This is a genomic window from Streptomyces sp. Wb2n-11, from assembly GCF_001049855.1.
GTDB lineage: Bacteria > Actinomycetota > Actinomycetes > Streptomycetales > Streptomycetaceae > Streptomyces > Streptomyces altiplanensis.
Genome location: NZ_CVPB01000001.1, coordinates 6,227,508 through 6,246,905, shown reverse-complemented (window position 1 = coordinate 6,246,905; position 19,398 = coordinate 6,227,508). Strand labels below are relative to the sequence as shown.

General features: G+C 71.2%; 13 protein-coding genes and 3 pseudogenes. 4 read left to right on the top strand and 12 right to left on the bottom strand.

Annotated elements, in window-relative coordinates; all coding sequences use genetic code 11:
* Positions 1-22 precede the first annotated feature (22 nt).
* The 3 genes from BN1555_RS28550 to BN1555_RS28540 all read right to left on the bottom strand — a co-directional run bounded on the left by BN1555_RS28550 (position 23) and on the right by BN1555_RS28540 (position 8,596).
* Positions 23-2,470 (bottom strand): SpoIIE family protein phosphatase, encoded by a 2,448-nt coding sequence (locus BN1555_RS28550; protein WP_093802042.1) that lies wholly within the window; start codon positions 2,468-2,470, stop codon positions 23-25.
* An 89-nt stretch (positions 2,471-2,559) separates the two neighbouring features.
* Positions 2,560-6,849: a HAMP domain-containing protein gene (locus tag BN1555_RS28545; protein ID WP_093802041.1), complete on the bottom strand. Its 4,290-nt coding sequence runs from the start codon at positions 6,847-6,849 to the stop codon at positions 2,560-2,562.
* Positions 6,850-7,090: 241 nt separating this feature from the next.
* Positions 7,091-8,596, bottom strand: coding sequence for a serine/threonine-protein kinase (locus BN1555_RS28540; protein WP_255306210.1), 1,506 nt, complete (start codon positions 8,594-8,596; stop codon positions 7,091-7,093).
* A 446-nt stretch (positions 8,597-9,042) separates the two neighbouring features.
* Here BN1555_RS28540 and BN1555_RS28535 point away from each other — a divergent pair, with 446 nt between their 5' ends.
* Positions 9,043-9,528, top strand: coding sequence for a DUF1269 domain-containing protein (locus BN1555_RS28535; RefSeq protein WP_093802040.1), 486 nt, complete (start codon positions 9,043-9,045; stop codon positions 9,526-9,528).
* Between the two features lie 141 nt (positions 9,529-9,669).
* On the opposite strand, the pseudogene BN1555_RS28530 reads toward BN1555_RS28535, so the two are convergent.
* From BN1555_RS28530 to BN1555_RS40680, 5 genes and pseudogenes are all read right to left on the bottom strand, one after another.
* Positions 9,670-10,782 (bottom strand): annotated as a pseudogene (locus BN1555_RS28530) (arginine deiminase).
* A gap of 205 nt (positions 10,783-10,987) precedes the next feature.
* A pseudogene (locus BN1555_RS28525) lies at positions 10,988-11,359 on the bottom strand (arginine-ornithine antiporter); the annotation flags it as partial.
* Between the two features lie 11 nt (positions 11,360-11,370).
* Positions 11,371-11,535, bottom strand: coding sequence for a hypothetical protein (locus BN1555_RS39150; protein ID WP_176710152.1), 165 nt, complete (start codon positions 11,533-11,535; stop codon positions 11,371-11,373).
* Positions 11,536-11,697: 162 nt separating this feature from the next.
* Positions 11,698-12,117, bottom strand: coding sequence for an Hsp20/alpha crystallin family protein (locus tag BN1555_RS28515; protein WP_093802038.1), 420 nt, complete (start codon positions 12,115-12,117; stop codon positions 11,698-11,700).
* A gap of 163 nt (positions 12,118-12,280) precedes the next feature.
* Positions 12,281-12,620: pseudogene (locus BN1555_RS40680) on the bottom strand (lipase maturation factor family protein); the annotation flags it as partial.
* 187 nt (positions 12,621-12,807) lie between these two features.
* Here BN1555_RS40680 and BN1555_RS28505 point away from each other — a divergent pair.
* The 3 genes from BN1555_RS28505 (at position 12,808) to BN1555_RS28495 (ending at position 15,375) form a co-directional block, all read left to right on the top strand.
* Positions 12,808-13,176, top strand: coding sequence for a hypothetical protein (locus BN1555_RS28505; RefSeq protein WP_093802037.1), 369 nt, complete (start codon positions 12,808-12,810; stop codon positions 13,174-13,176).
* A 379-nt stretch (positions 13,177-13,555) separates the two neighbouring features.
* The gene (locus BN1555_RS28500) at positions 13,556-14,269 is read left to right on the top strand and encodes a lysophospholipid acyltransferase family protein (RefSeq protein ID WP_093802036.1); all 714 of its coding nucleotides are present in this window, start codon (positions 13,556-13,558) and stop codon (positions 14,267-14,269) included.
* A gap of 62 nt (positions 14,270-14,331) precedes the next feature.
* Positions 14,332-15,375, top strand: a complete 1,044-nt coding sequence (locus BN1555_RS28495) for an NAD-dependent epimerase/dehydratase family protein (RefSeq protein ID WP_093802035.1) — start codon at positions 14,332-14,334, stop codon at positions 15,373-15,375.
* Positions 15,376-15,451: 76 nt separating this feature from the next.
* Here the strand turns inward: BN1555_RS28495 and BN1555_RS28490 are convergent, their stop codons facing one another.
* The 4 genes from BN1555_RS28490 to BN1555_RS28475 all read right to left on the bottom strand — a co-directional run bounded on the left by BN1555_RS28490 (position 15,452) and on the right by BN1555_RS28475 (position 19,396).
* A complete protein-coding gene (locus BN1555_RS28490; protein ID WP_093802034.1) occupies positions 15,452-17,029 on the bottom strand; it encodes an alpha/beta hydrolase in 1,578 nt (525 codons plus the stop codon).
* A 179-nt stretch (positions 17,030-17,208) separates the two neighbouring features.
* Positions 17,209-17,991 (bottom strand): urease accessory protein UreD, encoded by a 783-nt coding sequence (locus tag BN1555_RS28485; RefSeq protein ID WP_093802033.1) that lies wholly within the window; start codon positions 17,989-17,991, stop codon positions 17,209-17,211.
* Entirely contained in the window at positions 17,988-18,665 is a 678-nt protein-coding gene (gene ureG / locus BN1555_RS28480) for an urease accessory protein UreG (RefSeq protein ID WP_093802032.1), read from the bottom strand. The genes BN1555_RS28485 and ureG overlap by 4 nt, the downstream gene beginning before the upstream one ends.
* A gap of 20 nt (positions 18,666-18,685) precedes the next feature.
* A complete protein-coding gene (locus BN1555_RS28475) occupies positions 18,686-19,396 on the bottom strand; it encodes an urease accessory protein UreF (protein WP_093802031.1) in 711 nt (236 codons plus the stop codon).
* Positions 19,397-19,398 lie beyond the last annotated feature (2 nt).

The following is a 19,398-nucleotide window of genomic DNA, read 5'->3' as shown; positions in this document are numbered from 1 at the left end:
GGTCCCGTGGAGACCGCCGAGGTCACGACACTTCGATACCGATGAGACAGGTGTCGTCGTCGGTGTCCGAACTGCTGTGGGTGAGCAGGCGGTCGAGCCGGCGCTCCAGGGTCTGGGCCGGTGCCTGCGCCGTGACGAGCAGCTGGGTGAGGGACTCGTGGACGGCGGTGTCCCTGCGTTCGATGAGGCCGTCGGTGTACATCAGCAGGGTGTCGTGCGGTTCGAGCTGGAGCTCGGCCTCTTCGTACTCGGCTTCCGCGAGGGCGCCCAGGAGGAGCCCTCGCGGCAGGGGCAGTGTGGTGGCCTCGCGCTCCCGTACCAGCACGGGCGGCAGGTGGCCTGCCCTGGCCCAGCGCAGAACGCGGGTCTCCGGGTCGAAGAGGCCGCACACCGCGGTGGCGGTGACCTGCCCGGTGAGGTGGTGCGCCACGATGTTCAGCCAGGACAGCAGCTGGCCCGGTCCCGCCCCGGTGACGGCGAGACCGCGCATGGCGTTGCGCAGGACCACCATGCCTGTGGCCGCGTCGATGCCGTGGCCGGCGATGTCTCCGACGCAGAGCAGTATCCGCTTGGACGGCAGGACGACGGCGTCGTACCAGTCACCGCCCACCAGGGACTCCGTCTCCGCCGGCCGGTAGCGTACGGCGATCTGCAGGCCGGGGGCGTCGAGCGGCGCCCGGGCCGGCGGCATGATGGCGTGCTGGAGCTGGAGGGCCAGCCGGTTGCGCTCGGCCGACTCCTGCTCGGTGTGGGCGAGTTGGTCGCGGGTGGCGGCGAGCGCCACCTCGGTCCAGTGCTGCGAGGAGATGTCCTGGTAGGCGCCGCGTACCGCGAGGAGCCGGTCGTCGGCGTCGAGGACGGGTTCGGCGATGACCCGGATGTGGCGGGTCACTCCGTCGGGACGCATCAGGCGGAAGGCCGTCGAGGCCGGGCGCCGGTGGTGGAGGACTGCCTGCAGGAAGCGGCTGATGGTGACGGCGTCGTCCGGGTGCGCGTGGTCGGTGAGGTCCTGCAGGGGCACCGGCTCTCCGGTGGCCGGCCGCCCGTACAGGGCGAAGAGCTGCCCGTTCCAGGTGATCTCGCCCGTCACCAGGTTCTCCTCGAAGCCGCCGATGCGGCCGAGGCGCTGCGCGTGCTGCAGCAGGCTGGCAAGCCGGGCCGTCTCGTCCTCGATGCGCCAGATGAGCAGGACGCTGCCGCCGTGCCGGCTGATGCTGAGGTCGGCGACGGACGCGAGCGGCACCTGGTCGACGAGGGCGGTCAGCGTCATCCGCTGCGCACGGAACGGCTCGCCGGTGGCGTAGACGCGTTCGATCTTCCCGAAGAGTTCGCTGTCGTCGGCGGCCATGGGGTAGGCCTCCAGCAGCAGGGCTCCGTTGACGGCGCTGCGGGGCCGCCCCGCCGGGTCCACGAAGTTGCCGTTCACATGACGGATCCGGAAGTCGCTGAGGTGGCCTTCCGCACCGAGGTGCGGCGTGAGGACGAGCGCGGGGTCGTACAGGCCGTCGGAGAGGTCCACCAGCTCGGAGACGTCGGCCAGTTCCCGCGCGGAGGGAAGGTGCATACCGGTGGCGGGCAGGCTTTCGAGTGTGTGGGCGCACAGCTCGGCCAGGGCTTCGATCTGGCGCGCGATGGCCGGTGGCTGCGGGGGGAGCTGCTGGGGCCAGCAGATCTCCAGTACGCCGTGTATGCGGCCGCCGGTTCCGGCAGGCAGCGCGACACGGCCGCCGTTCGGGGTCTGCTTGTGGCCGATGGAGGGAACGCCGGCCTCGGCGAGGGACGGGATCCGGACGGTACGGCGTTCGTCGAGGGCCTGACGGGCGACGGTCGCCACACCGGGCGGTACGTACCGCCAGCGTCCCGCTTCGTCGGCGCTGAACCCGGCGTGGCCGCAGAGGGTGAGGGAAGCGTCCGAGCCGACGGTCCAGACGGCGACGGCTGTGGCTCCCAGCGGGGCCAGCGCGTGTTCGAGCAGCGATCCGGCCACGGTCTGGGTGTCCCCGGCGGCCAGCGCGGCGCTTTCGGCGGTGCGCAGGCGCACGGCGACGGACGGGCCGGCTCCCCCGCCGTACGGGTCGTCGCCGCTCGTCCGCCGGACGAAGTCACCGGTGATGCCGACGACATGGTCCCGGGCCGACTGGTTGATGATGTCCGCGGCCAGCTCCAGCTGGGACAGACCGGCCTGGTCGGCGAGTTCTCCGAGCTGTCTCGCCGCCTGGGCCGGGCCGCACCCGAGCCGCTCGATCAAGATGCCCTTGGCGAGTTCGACCAGGGCGCGGCCGTCGGCCGCGGCGTGCGCCGCCTGTACCTCCCCGCGGAGCCGTTCGACGGTGGCGGCCAGCCGGCCGACCGCGGAGGACCGGCCGGGCAGAGGCTCCTCGCCGGGCCCGGCGAGGAGCCCGGCGGACGACTGCGGGGCAATGTCTTCCGCGCCGGGATCCGCAGGGTGTTCAGAAGTAGGAGTACTCATGGTGTTGCTGACTCCTCGGGGCTTCAGCTGGGTACCTCAGGGTGGGCGCGAGGGGGTGGCTGCCGGCAGTCGGCGAAGGCCACTTCTGTCTAAGTGTCCAGCCATCGGCGCACGCATGCGATGAGGTCGTTGGCGTCCACCGGCTTGGTGACGTAGTCGCTGGCGCCGGCGGCGAGGCTCTTCTCCCGGTCCCCCGGCATCGCCTTCGCGGTGACCGCGATGATGGGCATGCTCGCGTGCGCGGGCATCTGCCGGATCTCGGCGGTCGCCTCGTAGCCGTCCATCTCCGGCATCATCACATCCATCAGGATCAAGTCGATGTCCGGGTGTTCGGCGAGTGCCTCGATCCCCTTCCGGCCGTTCTCCGCGTGCAGGACCTTGATGCCGTGGAGTTCCAGGATGCCGCTGAGGGCGTAGAGGTTGCGGGCGTCGTCGTCGACGACGAGCACGGTACGGCCGTGCAGAGCGGCGTCGACGGCCTGCGGGGCGCGCTGGCGGGTTTCCTCGGTCCGCACCAGGGGCACGACGGCCCCCGGCTGCTCGGCCGACAGGTGCAGTGCGATGCGTTCGCGCAGTTCGTCCAGGCTGGAGAGCAGCTCCAGCGGCCTCCGGCCGGCTCGCGACTGGAGTGCCCGCTCGTGCGCCGCGTCCAGACGGCGGTTGTTGTGTGCGAGTACGGGGACGTTCCTGAGCGCGGTGTCGCCGTCCATCGCGTCCAGGAATCGCAGGGCTTCGCCGTCGGCCATGTCCAGTTCCAGGACCACGCAGTGGAACGGCTCGGTGGCAAGGGCGCCGGCGGCTTCCTGGGGGCCCATCGCCGCGATGACCTCGATGTCCTCGCGGTCGGCGAGGTCGTAACCGCCGGCGAGTTCGGCCACCGCGCTTTCGGCGACGAGGGAGAGCAGTCCGCGCGGGCGCTTCTCGATCACGAGCAGGCGGCGCGGCCGGCGCGGCTGCGGGGGCGCAGCGGTCCGGGCGCGCTGCCCGCTCCCGGCTGCCGCCCCGGCGTCCTGACCGGTCTCCACCGTGCCGGCCGTCTGCTCCTGGAGGTCGGTGCGTGCGACGGGCATGTAGAGGGTGAAGACACTGCCCTGGCCGGGAGTGCTCTCGACCGTGAGGGCGCCGCCGAGCAGGTGCGCGATCTCGCGGCTGATGGACAGCCCCAGCCCCGTGCCCCCGTACTTGCGGCTGGTGGTGCCGTCCGCCTGCTGGAAGGCCCCGAAGATGACCTCGAGCTGCTGCTCGGCGATGCCCACGCCGGTGTCCTGGACGCGGAAGGCCACCACGGGGCCGCCCCGGCGGACGGAGCCGGGGATCTCGCCGCCGGCTGCCTGTTCGATGCGCAGCTCCACACTGCCGCGCTCGGTGAACTTGACCGCGTTGGACAGCAGGTTCCGCAGGACCTGGCGGAGCCGTGAGTCGTCGGTGAACAGGTCGACCGGTACGCCGGGTGCGGTGGTGATCGTGAAGTCGAGGCTCTTCTGCGTGGTCATGGGCCGGAAGGTGGCCTCGACGTATTCGAGGAGCTGCCGCAGCGCGACGCGTTCCGGGTGGACGTCCATCTTTCCCGCCTCGACCTTCGACAGGTCGAGGATGTCGTTGATCAGCTGCAGCAGGTCGGACCCCGCCGAGTGGATGATGCCCGCGTACTCGACCTGCTTGGCCGTGAGGTTGCGGTTCGGGTTCTGGGCGAGCAACTGGGCGAGGATCAGCAGGCTGTTGAGCGGGGTCCGCAGTTCGTGGCTCATGTTGGCCAGGAACTCGGACTTGTACTTGGAGGCCAGCGAGAGCTGCTGGGCACGGTCCTCGAGCTCCTGCCGCGCCTGCTCGATCTCCAGGTTCTTGCCCTCGATGTCGCTGTTCTGAGCGGCCAGCAGGGCGGCCTTCTCCTCCAGTTCCGCGTTGGAGCGCTGGAGTTCCTCCTGCTGGACCTGCAGCTCCTCGGAACGCGACTGCAGTTCGGCGGCGAGCCGCTGCGATTCGCCGAGCAGCTCGTCGGTACGGGCGTTGGCGACGATGGTGTTGACGTTGACGCCCACCATCTCCATGAGCTGTTCCAGGAAATCCCGGTGGACGGGGGTGAAGGCGGTGAACGAGGCGAGTTCGATGACGCCGAGGACCTGGTCGTCGACGGCGATCGGCAGCACGATCAGGCTGCCCGGTGTCGTCCGGCCGAGTCCGGAGGAGATGCTGACGTAGTCGCCGGGCACCCCTTCGGCGGCGATGGTACGGCGGCTGCGCGCCGCCTGGCCGACGAGGGATTCGCCCAGCCTGAAGCGGTCGTGGCCGACGCCGGCGGGGCGCCCGTACGAGCCGACGAGCCTGAGCTCGGTACCGTCCGGAGCCTCCTCCGCGAGGTAGAAGGCGCCGTACTGGGCGCAGACCAGCGGGGTGAGCTCGTCCATGATCAGCTCGCCGACCAGGGCCAGGTCGCGATGGCCCTGCATCAGGCCGGAGATCCGGGCCAGGTTGGACTTCAGCCAGTCCTGTTCCTGGTTGGCCCGGGTGGTCTCGCGCAGGGAGCCGACCATCGAGTTGATGTTGTCCTTCAGCTCCGCGACCTCACCGGAGGCGTCGACGGTGATCGACCTCGTCAGGTCGCCCTCCGCGACGGCGCTGGTGACCTCGGCGATGGCCCGCACCTGGCGGGTGAGGTTGCCGGCCAGCTCGTTCACGTTCTCGGTGAGACGCTTCCAGGTGCCGGAGACGCCCTCGACCTCGGCCTGGCCGCCGAGGCGGCCCTCACTGCCCACCTCGCGGGCGACGCGGGTGACTTCGGCGGCGAAGGACGACAGCTGGTCGACCATCGTGTTGATGGTGGTCTTCAGCTCCAGGATCTCGCCGCGTGCGTCGACGTCGATCTTCTTGGACAGGTCGCCGTTGGCGACGGCGGTGGTGACCAGGGCGATGTTGCGGACCTGCCCGGTCAGGTTGTTCGCCATGGAGTTGACGTTGTCGGTGAGGTCCTTCCAGGTGCCGGCGACGTTCGGCACGCGGGCCTGGCCACCGAGCTGCCCTTCGGTGCCGACCTCGCGCGCCACGCGGGTGACCTCGTCGGCGAACGCGGACAGGGTGTCCACCATCGTGTTGATGACCTCGGCCAGCGCGGCGACCTCGCCCTTGGCCTCGACCGTGATCTTCCGCGACAGGTCACCGCGCGCCACGGCGTTGGCCACGTCGGCGATGGAGCGCACCTGGCCCGTCAGGTTGGAGGCCATCACGTTGACGTTGTCGGTGAGGTCCTTCCAGGTGCCGGAGGCACCCCGTACGGTCGCCTGTCCACCGAGGTTCCCCTCGGTGCCCACCTCGCGGGCGACGCGGGTGACCTCGTCGGCGAACGCGGACAGCTGGTCGACCATCGTGTTGATGGTCTCCTTCAGCTCCAGGATCTCGCCGCGGGCGTCCACCCGGATCTTCTGGGTGAGGTCTCCCTGCGCGACGGCCGTCGTGACCTCGGCGATGGAACGCACCTGGGCGGTCAGGTTGTCGCCCATGACGTTGACCGACTCGGTGAGGTCCTTCCAGGTGCCGGAGACTCCCTTGACGTCGGCCTGGCCGCCGAGCCGCCCCTCCGTACCGACCTCACGCGCCACACGCGTCACCTCGTCGGCGAACGCGGACAACTGGTCGACCATCGTGTTGATGGTCTCCTTCAACTGAAGGATCTCGCCCCGCGCGTCGACGCCGATCTTCTGCGACAGGTCGCCCTGGGCGACCGCCGTGGCGACCTGGGCGATGGAGCGCACCTGGGCGGTCAGGTTGCCCGCCATGAAGTTCACGGAGTCCGTCAGGTCACGCCAGGTGCCGGAGACTCCCTTGACGTCGGCCTGGCCGCCGAGCCGCCCCTCCGTACCGACCTCACGCGCCACACGCGTCACCTCGTCGGCGAACGCGGACAACTGGTCGACCATCGTGTTGATGGTCTCCTTCAGCTCCAGGATCTCGCCCCGCGCGTCCACGTCGATCTTCTGCGACAGGTCGCCCCGGGCCACCGCGGTGGCCACATGGGCGATGTCGCGGACCTGCGTCGTGAGATTGCCCGCCATCGCGTTCACCGAGTCGGTCAGGTCCGCCCAGGTGCCGGATACGCCCGGAACCTCGGCCTGACCGCCCAGTGTTCCTTCGGTGCCGACCTCGCGGGCGACCCGGGTCACCTCGGACGTGAACAGCGACAACTGGTCGACCATGCCGTTGAACACGGTGGCGATCTCACCGAGCAGGCCGTCCGCCTCGTCGGGCAGGCGCGTGCCGAAGTCCCCGTCGCGTACCGCGGTGAGCCCGTCCAGCAGCTGCCGCAGCTCCGGCTCCCCCACCTTGCCGATCCCGCGTGACTGTGTCCGCTGTACTGGACGCGAGTTCCCGACTGTCGTCTCAGCCATGACCAATCCTCGTTGCGCTCACCGGGCACCCCCGCCGAAGGGACAGGACACCGTCACGGCCCTCGCTCAGGGCCGCCCTCCCTCTGCGCCGCACGTCCCCGATCAGGAAGCGTTGCCGTGCGACAAAAGTACGAAGCAGAGTACCCCGACACCGCTCGCCGGAGAAGCGGCGCTGATCTCCGGGGCACGGCGCCGGGCGGATCCGGGCCGTTTCCTCCCCGTCGGCGGGTACGCCTGCGCGTCAGCGGCGCTTGGATTTCTCCGGCCCTTTCCCCCCTTGCTGTTTTCCGTCGCCGGGAGGAACCACATCCATGTCGGCCCTGTCCTTCTTCGGGCTGTCTTCCCGGCTTCCGCCTTCCTTGGCGTCACCGCCTTGCGGGCGCTCGCCTCCGGCGCCTCCGGGCGGCCTGTGGGGGACACGGCCGTTCCGGGCCTGCTCCTCGCTGCGCCGGCCCGCGTTCTCGCCGGGCTCCGGACCGTCCTGGCCGGCCCGGCTCCCCTGACTTCCACGGCTTTCCGGGCCGTCCTGGCCGCGGGACGCACCGGAGGAGGCGGTGCCTGCCGGCGCACCGGCGGACGGCCTGGCGGTGGTGTGCCGTACGGGCCCGGGCGCCGAGGAGCCGGCGGAGGGCCCCCTCGCGGTGTGCGGCGCGGACTCGGGCACACGGGGAGTCGGCGCCTCCTGCCCGCTCGTGCCACCGGGCAGGAGGGCGGTGGTGGTGAGGACGGCACCGAGCAGAGCCGTGAGCGCGGTGCCGCTGACGAGCAGCGTGCGCGTACGCCGGGCCCGTGGTGCCTTCGCGGGCTGCCGCGGCCTCTCCTCCCTCGTGGTGGCCGGGCCGGGAGGGAGCCGGCCGCCTCCCGCCTCGTCCCCTTCGCCCGCCAGGCGGTGCACGGATCCGGCCGACGCGGTGGCGGGGTCGAGGGCGAGGTCCGTCAGGGCGGCGGCGCATGCCTGTGCGTCCGGCCGGGCGGCCTCGTCCTTGGACGTCATGTCACGCAGAAGGCCGGCCAGGGCGGGGGGCACGCGGGAGGGGACGACCGGCGGCCGGTGCAGGCGGGCTATCGCCGCTTCCAGGGGCGGGCCGCTGTATTCGAGTTCGCCTTTGAGGCATTCGAGGAGAACGAGCCCGAGTGCGTACACGTCCGCCGCAGGACCGGCCCCTGTGCCGAGGACCTGCTCGGGTGCGAGGTAGGCGGCCGTACCGATGAGGGCACCGGGGACGGTGTGGGACGTGGCGTCGACGAGGCAGGATATGCCGAAGTCCGTGAGGTAGGGCCTGCCGTCGTCCTCCAGCAGGATGTTGGAGGGTTTGACGTCCCGGTGCACGATGCCTGCGGCGTGCACGTGGGCGAGGGCGCCGGCCAGGCGGACGCCGAGCCGAACGGCGGACTGCGGTGTCATGGGGGCGGTCGCGATCTGCTGCCGCAAGGTGGCGCCCCGGACCAGCTGCATGACCAGGTACGGACGGTTCTCGTGCCGTCCGGCGTCGTAGACGGTGACGAGCCCCGGATGGTGCAGACGTGCGAGCAGCACGGCCTCGTCACGGAATCGTTCCTCGAAGACCGCGTCGGCGCCGGGCCGGAACATCTTCACCGCCACGGACCGCCCGAGACGCAGGTCGGTCCCCTGGTACACGTCCGCCGTACCGCCTCTGCCCAACAGCTCGTCGAGCCGGTAGCGGTCGGCGAGAGTGCCGTGGGCACTCTTTGTGCCGGCCATGTCGGCCGGCGTACGGCTCGTCATCGAGACTCCTGCGGGTGAGGCGACACCAATGTGCGCGCACGGACGTCCAGCACGCTTCTCCGGCTACCCCTCGCGCCATCCCGCATCCATGGACGGACAGGTCAACGGTGCCGGGTCCGGACCGGTGCGTCCGCAGTCCGGAATCGTGGCGGTCCGACACGCCGGCGTGTGTCCCGCGGACTTCCGTCGGCTTTTGGCTTTTCGTGTGGAGCGCCTGCGTCCGGAGACGGCCGGCAGAAGCCGGGCCGAGCTCCGGACCGCCTTCCGATGTCACGCTGACGTCGTGGCGGAACTGAAGGGTAGACCAGCGGTTGTGGACGGATTCGCCCCCGGTCCGGCCGGTTGTCGCCTTCTTTCTTCGTCGCGAGGCGAGGGCGGCACGAAACCGACTTTTGGGGGTATTTTGATCAGATTTATCCGCTTCATTCCTCTATCCGGAGGCTTTCGTGGCCACTCCCACTGTGTGGAAGTTCACTTCCCCTGAAGCGGCAGGTGACGTCGAGTCGACTCCGCAGTCCCTCCAGAAGCAGCAGCTGGTGAGGATTCTCGATACCGCTGTCGTCAACCGGCCCCAGGACAAGCCCAAGCCGGCCACGAAACAATTGCACAACCTCGTCGGTGCTGGAGCGCTGACCGGCACCTTCTGGGGCATGCTCTTCGGCCTGCTGTTTCTCGCCTCCCTGCTGGGCGCGGCGATCGGAGCGGCCGCGGGAGCCCCCGGTGGGAAGTTCACCGACATCGGCATCGACGACGACTTCATCAAAAAAGTCAAGGAACAGATCACTCCGGGCACCTCGGCTCTGTTCCTGATGACGCAGGAGGCGAAGACGGACCGCGTCAAAGAAGCCCTGCCCGAGCACACGGCGGAGCTCATCCACAGCAACCCGGACGCGCAGACGGAGACGAAGCTGCGGGAACTTTTCTCCGAGTAGAGGCGCCTGCACGGCGTACCACTCGGCGCGGGCCGGCTCGGAAACCGGCGCGGCGGTCGCCGCGGGGGGCGCCGGGCCGGGGCGCGGGCGCCCCGGTGCCCGCCAGCAACGGTGTCGCCTCCAGGGGCCGGTCACACCGCGTCAGAAGTCCACGGGATCGCGGACGAGCGGGCAGGTCATGCAGTGTCCGCCGCCTCGGCCGCGGCCGAGTTCGGCGCCGACGACGGTGATGACTTCGATGCCCGCCCTGCGCAGGGGGCGTTCGTCTGCGTGTTGCGGTCGTAGGTGAAGACGACGCCCGGTTCGAGCGCGACGGCGTTGTTGCCGCTGTCCCACTGCTGCCGCTCGGACGCGTACACGTCGCCACCGGTCTCGATCACCCGCATCGTGGCCAGGCCGAGGGCCTTGGTGACGGCATCGACGAAACCGCGGGAGCCCTCGTCGGTGATCTCGATGCCGGGTGACCTGTCACTGGGACGCAGCGAGAAGGTGTGCACGGCGTCCATGATTTTCGGGTGGAGGGTGACGACGTCGCGGTCGGCGAAGGTGAAGACGGTGTCGAGGTGCATCGCGGCCCGGAGTTTGGGCATGCCCGCGACGACGACGTGCTGGGCCGCGCCGTTGTCGAACAATGACGCGGCCACCCGGGTGATCGCCTGGCGTGAGGTGCGCTCGCTCATGCCCATGAGGACGACACCGTTGCCGACCGGCATGACGTCGCCGCCTTCGAAGGTGGCCCGGCCCAGTCCTGTTCGGGGTCACCCCACCACACGGTGCTGCCCGCGAAGTCGGGAGGGAACCGGTATACGGCCTTCATCAGCGGTGTCTCGTCGTGACGGGCCGGCCAGTACAGCGGGTTGAGCGTGACGCCCCCGTACAGCCAGCACGTGGTGTCACGGGTGTAGAGGGTGTTCGGCAGCGGCGGCATCAGGTACTCGCGGACACCCGTCGACTCGCGGGAGAGCGCCACACAGCCGGAGCGGTACTCCTGCGGGAGGTCGGTGGTGGCCAGGCCGCCGATCAGGTACTCGGCCAGTTCTCGCGGTTCGAGTGTCTCCAGGAACGCGCGGTGCCGTCCATGGGGCCGATGCCGACCTGGTTGGCGGTGATTTTGCGGTCGAGGAGCCACGACCTGGCCTCGGGAATGGCCACGGTCTCGGCCAGCAGGTCGTGCAGTTCGACGACTTCGACGTCCCGCCGACGGAGCTTGTTGACGAAGTCGGCGTGGTCGCGCTGGGCGTTGTCGACCCGCATCACGTCGAACAGCAGGTCGTCGGAGTTGGTGGGGGTGAGACGGCGGTGTGCGAGCCCGGGTTCGCACACCAGGGCCTTCCGCAACTTGCCGGCCTCGGAGTGGACGCCGGGGCCGGCCCCGGGAGTGGTGGTGTCGTTGCTCGTCATGGTGGGGGCGCCTTTCCGGAGGGTGCGGCGAAGCGGGACAGGGCTGTCGGGCCGGGTCTCACAGCTCGATCCGGCCGGCGGCCAGGGCGGTGACACCCGCGACGGCACCGATGACCGAGACAGCGCGGATGACGCCTTCGGCCGGTGAGAACAGGCGCCTGTTCTGTTCGCGGCGGGCCTTGACGAACAGGGGGGTGGCCGGTGCGCAGAGGATGAAGGAGACCAGGACGAATTCGAGTCCGGCCGCGTAGAGCAGGAACGGGATGAGACTGAGCGAGCTGGTCAGGTCGGGGGCGAAGTCGAACGCGCCGTCGGAGAACATCGTCACGACGAGGACGGCCTGGCTCAGTGCCGTGGTCATCAGCAGGGCGGGGACGGGTACGTCGGCGGCGGTGGAGCGGCGCAGGAAGCGGGGCGTGTCGTCGTCCTTTGGACCGGCCTTCATCCCCGCCGGGGCACCATGCGGCCGAAGGCTGTTCGGATCCGGTCGTGGCGCTCGACGTCGGTCCATACGTCCGTGGGGTGCGGGCGTGAGACGTACCAGGCCCAGACGCCGGCGCCAAGGCCGGCCATCAGCGGTATGAGCAGCCAGGTCAGTGCAGCCACAGTGATCTCCCTTCGCATCGCTTCCGGAGGGTGGTCCGCCCGGTGCGCCGGGCGGAAGCAGAAGTGAACGGCGGCAGCGGTGGGCCCTACGACTCGATGGCGGCCGCAGGGCCCGTGCCATGCCATGAGCGCCCCGCTCCCGGGACGGCGCCCCTTGACGAGTCAGGACTGCAGTTCCTTGCGGCTGCCGCCGCTGATCTCGATCCTGCGGGCCTTGGCCTGCTCGGCGACCGGGATGCGCAGGCTCAGCACGCCCGCGTCGTACGTCGCCTCGATGTGCTCCGTGTCCAGGGTCTCGCCGAGGAAGAGCTGCCTGGTGAACGTGCCGGTGGGCCGCTCGGAGATCAGGACCTCAGCACCTTCCTTGGCCAGCGGCTCGCGTTCGGCCTGGACGGTCAGCACATCCCGCTCGACCTTCAGGTCCACGGAGTCGGGGTCGACGCCCGGCAGGTCGAGCTTGACCCAGACCGAGCCGTCCTCGCGCCAGGCGTCCATGGGCATCGCCGCAGGGCGCTGCACTCCGTTGAAGAGCTGCTGCGTGAGTCGGTCCAGTTCACGGAAGGGATCGGTCCGCATCAGCATCTGATCATCGCCTCCTCGTGTCATTCGTCGTCGAGGTCTGGTCACTTCCGACACTTCTTATATAGCTCGCACCAGACATGTTGACAAGCTCAGACTCAACTTTTTTTGGTCTGCCCGCGCCTCTGGGCGGCCGGCCGGCCCTGAGGGGCGGGGCGGTCCGCACACCGTCGACCGCGGGCAGGGCGAGCACGGCGGCCGGCCAGTCGAACCACGCGAAGTTGCCCGACGCGATGAGCCACAGCTGCGTGACGACGATGAACCCGGCGGCCACGCTCGCGGCCGGTTGCGGGGCGAACAGCGGCACCGGGGCGCCGAGCTGCGCGACGTTGGTCGGCCGCCGCCTCCACCCGGTGCAGCGGTTGGGGCAGGTGGGGGAGGAACCAGCTGAGCGGGCCCGGCACCGGCCGGGTCCCGTGGTAGTACAGGCAGGTCAGGTCGCGTCGGCGGGGATCACCTCGCAGTCCGATCAGCCCGGCGCCGAACTCGGGGCGGAACAGTGGCCAGTGGCCGGTCCGCTTCTCCCGGTGGCGAGCCGGCCACCCCCGGTGTATTCGGGTGTATGGACCCCTGCCGCCCGTCGTCCCGTGAGCCGCCGGCGCCCGGGTCCCCTCGCACGTTCGCGGCACACTGCGTCCGCGGCCGGTGCCACCGGCACCGCACTCCAAGGTTCGGTTCCCCGAAGGAGGCACCATGGCACGGGTGGTGCTGGAGGGCAGCGACATCGTCGTCCGCCTGTCCTGGTTCGAAAAACTGGCCGCGCGCCGCCGCGGGGTGCGCGTCCCCGTCTCCGCGCTGCGTGCGGTCTCCGTCCAGCCCGACTGGTGGCGGGCACTGCGCGGCGTGGCCGGCGAGGGCGCCTGGATCCCCGCGCGGCGGTGCGTGGGAATCCGGCGTCTTCGCGACGGCAGGGACTTCGTGGCGATCCGGGCCGGCCGGCCGGTCCTGTGTGTCGAACTGCGCCGCCGGGCCCCCTTCGGCCGCCTGGCCGTGTCCGATCCCCACCCCGAGGAGGCGATGCGAGCGCTGCAGCCCCTGGTACCTCGCGACCGCCTGAGCTGAACGTCGCCTGTGCGGCCCCACCCGTGGCAAGGGTGGGACTGTCATCGGCCACGCTCCTGCCGGTGATGCGGTCGGCGGGTGACGGCGGCCGCAGGCCGGCGCGGACCCGCTCCGGCGTCGGTCACCTCCGTGTGCCCTTGCAGGGCACAGCCCGCCGCGGCCGAGCGGCAGGAGGCGGACCGCGCCCGGCCCGCATCAGCCCCGACGCGAGGCGGCCGGACTGATGACCAGTCAGTAAAGTCGGCACGGAGCCGGCATCGATCCGCCCGAAGACGGTTACACGCAACAACGGCTGCACATAGGCTGTCCTCACCGGGATCTCCGCTGACCTGGCAGTACGCAGCCCTGGAGCCGATCCGGCAGAGCTAGGAGCCGCCCCGTGTTCTACTACGTGCTCAAGTACGTCCTTCTGGGGCCGCTGCTGAGGCTGCTCTTCCGGCCGAAAATCGAGGGGCTCGACCACGTCCCCGACGACGGGGCCGCGATCGTGGCGGGGAACCACCTGTCGTTCTCCGACCACTTCCTGATGCCCGCGATCATCAAGCGGCGCATCACCTTCCTCGCCAAGGCGGAGTACTTCACAGGGCCCGGGCTCAAGGGCCGGCTGACCGCCGCGTTCTTCCGCAGCGCGGGACAGATCCCCGTCGACAGGTCCGGCAAGGACGCGGGGAGGGCGGCGATCCGCGAGGGCCTCGGAGTGCTGAGCAAGGGCGAGCTGCTGGGCATTTATCCGGAAGGCACCCGCTCGCACGACGGCCGGCTCTACAAGGGCAAGGTCGGGGTCGCCGCGATGGCGCTCGAGGCACAGGTGCCCGTGGTGCCGTGCGCGATGGTGGGTACGTTCGAGATCCAGCCGCCGGGACAGGTCGTGCCGCGCATCAAGCGCGTCACCATCCGGTTCGGGGAGCCGCTGGACTTCTCGCGGTACGCGGGCATGGAGAACGAGAAGGCGGTGCTCCGCGCGGTCACCGACGAGATCATGTACGCGATCCTCGGCCTGTCCGGGCAGGAGTACGTCGACCGGTACGCGGCCGAGGCCAAGGCGGAGCAGGCACAGGAACGGGCGAAGAAGTTCCCGCGGAAGCTCCGCTGACGGCGAATCAGCGGACGGCGAACGGTCCCCGCCGACGGGCCCCCGCACGTAGCGTCCCTCGTATGACCAAGGGAAGCGCGTTCGTCATCGGAGCGACAGGACAGATCGGGCGGGCGGCCGTGCGGGCGCTCGCCGGGGACGGCTGGGACGTGAGAGCCGGATCGCGCGGCGGCGGCCGTGACGAGACCTGGCCGCAGGAGGTACGGGCGGTGGCGGTCGACCGGGAGGACGACGCGGCGCTGGCGGCGGCGCTCGGCGACGGCTGCGACGTACTGGTGGACATGGTTGCGTTCGAGGAGAGGCACGCGGCGCAGCTGACGGGGCTGGCGGACCGGATCGGTTCCGCGGTCGTCATCTCCAGTGGCGCCGTCTACGAGGACGACGAGGGCCGCAGCTTCGACACGCAGGACGAGCCCGACGGGTTCCCGCAGTACCCGGTGCCGATCCGCGAGACCCAGGCGACCGTGGCACCGGGCGACGCGACGTACGGCACCAGGAAGGTCGCCGTCGAGCGGCACCTGCTGGCCGCCGGCGACCGGATGCCGACGACCCTGCTGCGCGCGGGCGCGGTCCACGGGCCGTACTGCCGGACTCCGCGCGAGATCCACTTCGTCAAACGGGCGCTGGACGGGCGGCCGGTGCGGGTCCTGGCGTACGGCGGGCTCAGTCAGTTCCACCCGGTGCACGTCTCCAACCTCGGGGAGCTGATCCGGCTGGCGGCGGCGCGGCCCGGCTCCCGGGTGTTCAACGGGGGCGATCCGGACGTGCCGACGGCCGCGGAGATCAGTACGGCGATCGACGCGGTCATGGGGGTGGAGAGCGAGCTGGTGATCGTGGACGGGCCCCCGCCGCACGACGGCATCGGCGAGACCCCCTGGGGGCCCGACCGCCCCATCGTCTACGCCATGTCGGCCGCCGAGCGCGAGCTGGGGTACCGGCCGGTGACGACGTACACCGAGTCGCTGCCCGCCACCGTGGACTGGCTGGCCGCCCAGCTGCGCGCCCGGGACTGGCGGGAGGCGTTCCCGAAGCTGTCGGCCAGGTACGGCCCCGGCGACGGTCCCTTCGACTACGCGGCGGAGGACGCCTGGCTCGCCCACCGGTAGGCGCGGGGAACGCGAGAAGGGGGGCGGCCGGGATTCCGGCCGCCCCCCTCTCTCACCTGTTCCGGCCCGTCGGTCCCTACGGCTTCGGTGTGGCGTGCGGGGCGCACGTCACATCGCGGCTGCCGGTCTTCCTGGTGAGCAGGTAGGTGTCGACCCGGTCGTTGACGCACGGGTTGACGATCCCGGTGACGCCGTGCGAGCCGGCGCCCTTCTCCGTGATCAGACGCGAGCCCTTGAAGCGCTTGTGCAGCTCGACGGCGCCCTCGTACGGAGTGGCGGCGTCACGCTCGGCCTGCACGATCAGGACCGGCGGCAGCCCCTTGCCGGACTTGACCTCGAGCGGGGTCTGCTGCTTCGACGACCAGGTGGCGCAGGGCAGGTTCATCCAGGCGTTGGCCCACGTCATGAACGGGTGGTCCCGGTGCAGCCTGGTGTTGTCCCGGTCCCAGGTCTTCCAGTTGGTGGGCCACTTGGCGTCCGCGCACTCGACGGCCGTGTAGACGGCGTTACCGTTCTCCGACGCGGCGTTGCCCGCGGTGTCCGACAGGTCGGGGGCGATCGCGTCGACGAGTGCCTGCGTGTCACCCGCGACGTACTTGCTCCAGGTCTTGGCGGTGGACGCCCAGGCGGAGTCGTAGTACGGCGCGCTCTGGAAGAAGCCGATGAGCTCGGCGGGGCCGACGACGCCGCCGAGCGGGCTCTTCTTGGCGGTGGCGCGCAGCTTCACCCACTGCTGCTCGACCTCCTCGGGGGTGTCGCCGAGGTGGTAGGTGGCGTCGTTCCCGGCGACCCACGCCTTCCAGTCGTTCCAGCGCATCTGGAAGGCGACGTCCTGGTCCAGGTTGGCCTGGTACCAGATCTTCTCCTTCGACGGGTTGACCACGCTGTCGACGACCATGCGGCGGACGTGGCCCGGGAACAGCGTTCCGTAGACCGCGCCGAGGTAGGTGCCGTACGAGACGCCGAGGAAGTTCAGCTTCTTCTCACCGAGCGCGGCACGGACGACGTCCACGTCACGCGCGGTGTTGGGCGTGGTCATGTGCGGCAGCAGCCAGCCGCTGCGCTCCTGGCAGCCGTCCGCGTACTCGGCGGCGAGCTTGCGCTGGGCGCGCTTGTCGGCCTCGCTGTCGGGCACCGGGTCGAGCTTCGGCGCCTTGACGAACTCCTGCGGGTCGACGCAGGAGATGGGCGAGGAGTGCCCGACGCCACGCGGGTCGAAGCCCACGAAGTCGTACGCCTGGGCCATCTTCGCGTAGACCGGGTTCTTCTTGGTGACCCGGGTCGGGAACCGCAGGCCCGAACCGCCGGGACCGCCCGGGTTGTAGAGCAGCGCGCCCTGGCGGTCCTCCGCGGAGCCGGTGTTCCCGATGCGGTCGACGGCGATCTTTATCTTCCGGCCGTTGGGCTTGGCGTAGTCGACCGGGACGGTGACCCAGCCGCACTGGATGGGCTTCTCGAGGCCCCAGTCGGCCGGGCAGTCGCGCCAGTCGATGCCCGCCTTCGCCGCGCGGTCGGCGGCGATCTGCACGCCCCGCGCCTCGGACGTGCCGGTGTGGCGGTCCTGGGCACCGGCCGTCGGCGCGGCTATCGCGCCGGCCAGCAAGGTGCCCGCCATGAGAGTGCCGGCCGAGCCGAGAGCTGCTGTGCGCCTCAAGTGGTGCCTCCCCCTGTGAGTGTGGTGCCGTGGGTGACGGCAGCGATCAGTGATCAGTGGTCGTGGGTGTACGGGCGCATCCTGTCGTCTGAAGAGCCCTCAGCAACAGGCCGTACTGGTGTTTCTTTACCAATCCCATAACCGGAGACCCGTGTCCCGCTGAGCGGTGCACATGGCGGTCACCCGAATGTCCGAAGTGCCCCGTCCAGTACGCGCCGCAGCCGCAGCGCGTCGGCCGCCACCGCCGTGACCAGCACGGCGGGCCCGGCGAGCACGGTGAGGACCGCATTGTCACCAAGAAGACGACTTTCAGGCTTTCTGTCCTCAAAGTCGGGGCGCACGACGAGGAGTTGGCCGGTCGCCCGGTGCCCGCCGAGCACCGCTCCCCCGTCCCAGCCGCCGGGCGCCCCCGGGCCGTACGACAGCTCCTGGTCCAGCAGCGGGCGGCCGGCCCGCTGGACGGTGAGGCGGGTGGTGAGCGTGCCGGGCTCCTCGCCGTACCTGCCGAGGATCTGCTCCTCGCGCAGGACCAGGCGGGCGGAGGCGGCGAGCTCGACGCGGGTGGTCATGCGCAGGTCGCTGCCGCGGGCCGAGATGAGCGGTTCGGGCAGCCAGCGCAGGTCCGCGTCCGCTCCGGCCGTCAGCCGTACGTCGTAACGGGCGGGCAGGCCGCCGCGGCCGGGCAGGGCGACGGTGGCCGCGGCCGAGTCGACGGTGAGCGCGGCACCGCCCCGCACGCCGGCCTCGACGGCCAGCCGGTCGCCGCCCAGCGGCGCGCTCATCGCGCCGACGACGGTGACACGGGCGTACCCACCCGTGCCGCGCGTGCGGCGCAGGGCGAACGGCCCGTCGCTCTCCAGGACGGGCAGCCGCGTGCCGCCCCGGCCGTCGGGGACGGCGGTGATCCTGGCCGTCGCCCCGATGCCCGCCACGCCGGTGCCCGCCGGCGCCACGGTGGTCATGCGGACCAGGCGGCGAGCCGATCCCGGACCCAGTCGGCCACCGGCTTCACTCCGCCTTCGGACGCCAACGAGGTGAAGGCGACCGGGAGTTCACCGCGCTGCGCCTCGGCGTCGCGCGCCATGCGGCCGAGGTCGGAGCCGACGTACGGCGCGAGGTCGGTCTTGTTGACGACGAGGAGATCGGCCGTGGTGACACCGGGGCCGCCCTTGCGCGGGATGTCGTCGCCGCCGGCCACGTCGATGACGAAGACCTGCGCGTCGACGAGCCCCTTGGAGAAGGTGGCGGTGAGGTTGTCGCCGCCCGACTCGACCAGGATCAGGTCGAGCGGCCCGACCGCGTCCTCCAGGTCCTCGACCGCTTCGAGATTGGCGGAGATGTCGTCACGGATGGCGGTGTGCGGACAGGCACCGGTCTCGACGGCCTGGATGCGCTCGGGCGGCAGGACGGCGTTGCGGAGCAGGAATTCGGCGTCCTCGCACGTGTAGATGTCGTTGGTGACGACGGCGATGGACAGCTCGTCGCGCAGTTCCCGGCAGAGGGCGGCGACGGTCGCGGTCTTGCCGGAGCCGACGGGACCGCCGAGCCCGATGCGCAGGGCGCGCTTCGTGCCGTCGGGGCGGGCGGCGTCGGCACTGACCGCCGTGGCGTGGCCGTGGGTGTGGTCGAGGTGCATGGTGCGGCTCCTATGCGGTGTTACGAGGCGAAGAGGCGTACGGGCCAGCCCGCGTGTGCCTGTGCCGTGATGTCCAGCAGCGGGGCGGAGGCGGCGGGCAGCGCGCCGGTGCCCTCGCCCTGGGCGCGGCGGGCGGCTTCGGCGGCGCGCCGCGCGACCTGGTCGAGTTCGGGTGTGAGGCGGGCGAGGACGGCGGTGGCCTCGAAGGGGTCCAGGCCGAGCAGGCGTACCGCCGCGGTGGCGGGGCCGCTGACGGTCTCGTACACGACGCAGTGCGCGGCGTCCTCGGGCCCGAGCCCCGCCGCGCGGGCGGTGACGCCGAGGACGACGGGCTGGTGCGCACCGCGCGGACGCGCGGCGGCCAGCGCGTCGAGCGCCTCGCACGGCCAGGTGGCACAGGCGGCGCGCATCAGCTGCCGGCCCAGCTTGCGCGCCGTCGCCCGCAGGGCGGGTGAGGGCGTACGGGCGTCGGCGGCCTCGTCGAGTTCGAGGGCGTCGGCGCCGAGGGCCGCCGCGGCGGCGAGCGCCGCCGCGGTGAGCCCGGTGGTGTGCAGGCGGCCCCGGCAGAAGGCGGCGAGGTCCGCGGCGTCGCGGATGCGCCCCGCCTTGACGGCCGCTTCGGCACCACCCGAGTGGGCGTGGCCCCCGGCGGGGAACCGCCCGTCCGCGAGAACGAGGAGGGCGGCCCGCGCGCCGGGCGAGGCGTGCTCGCCGTGAGTGGAGATGCCCATGG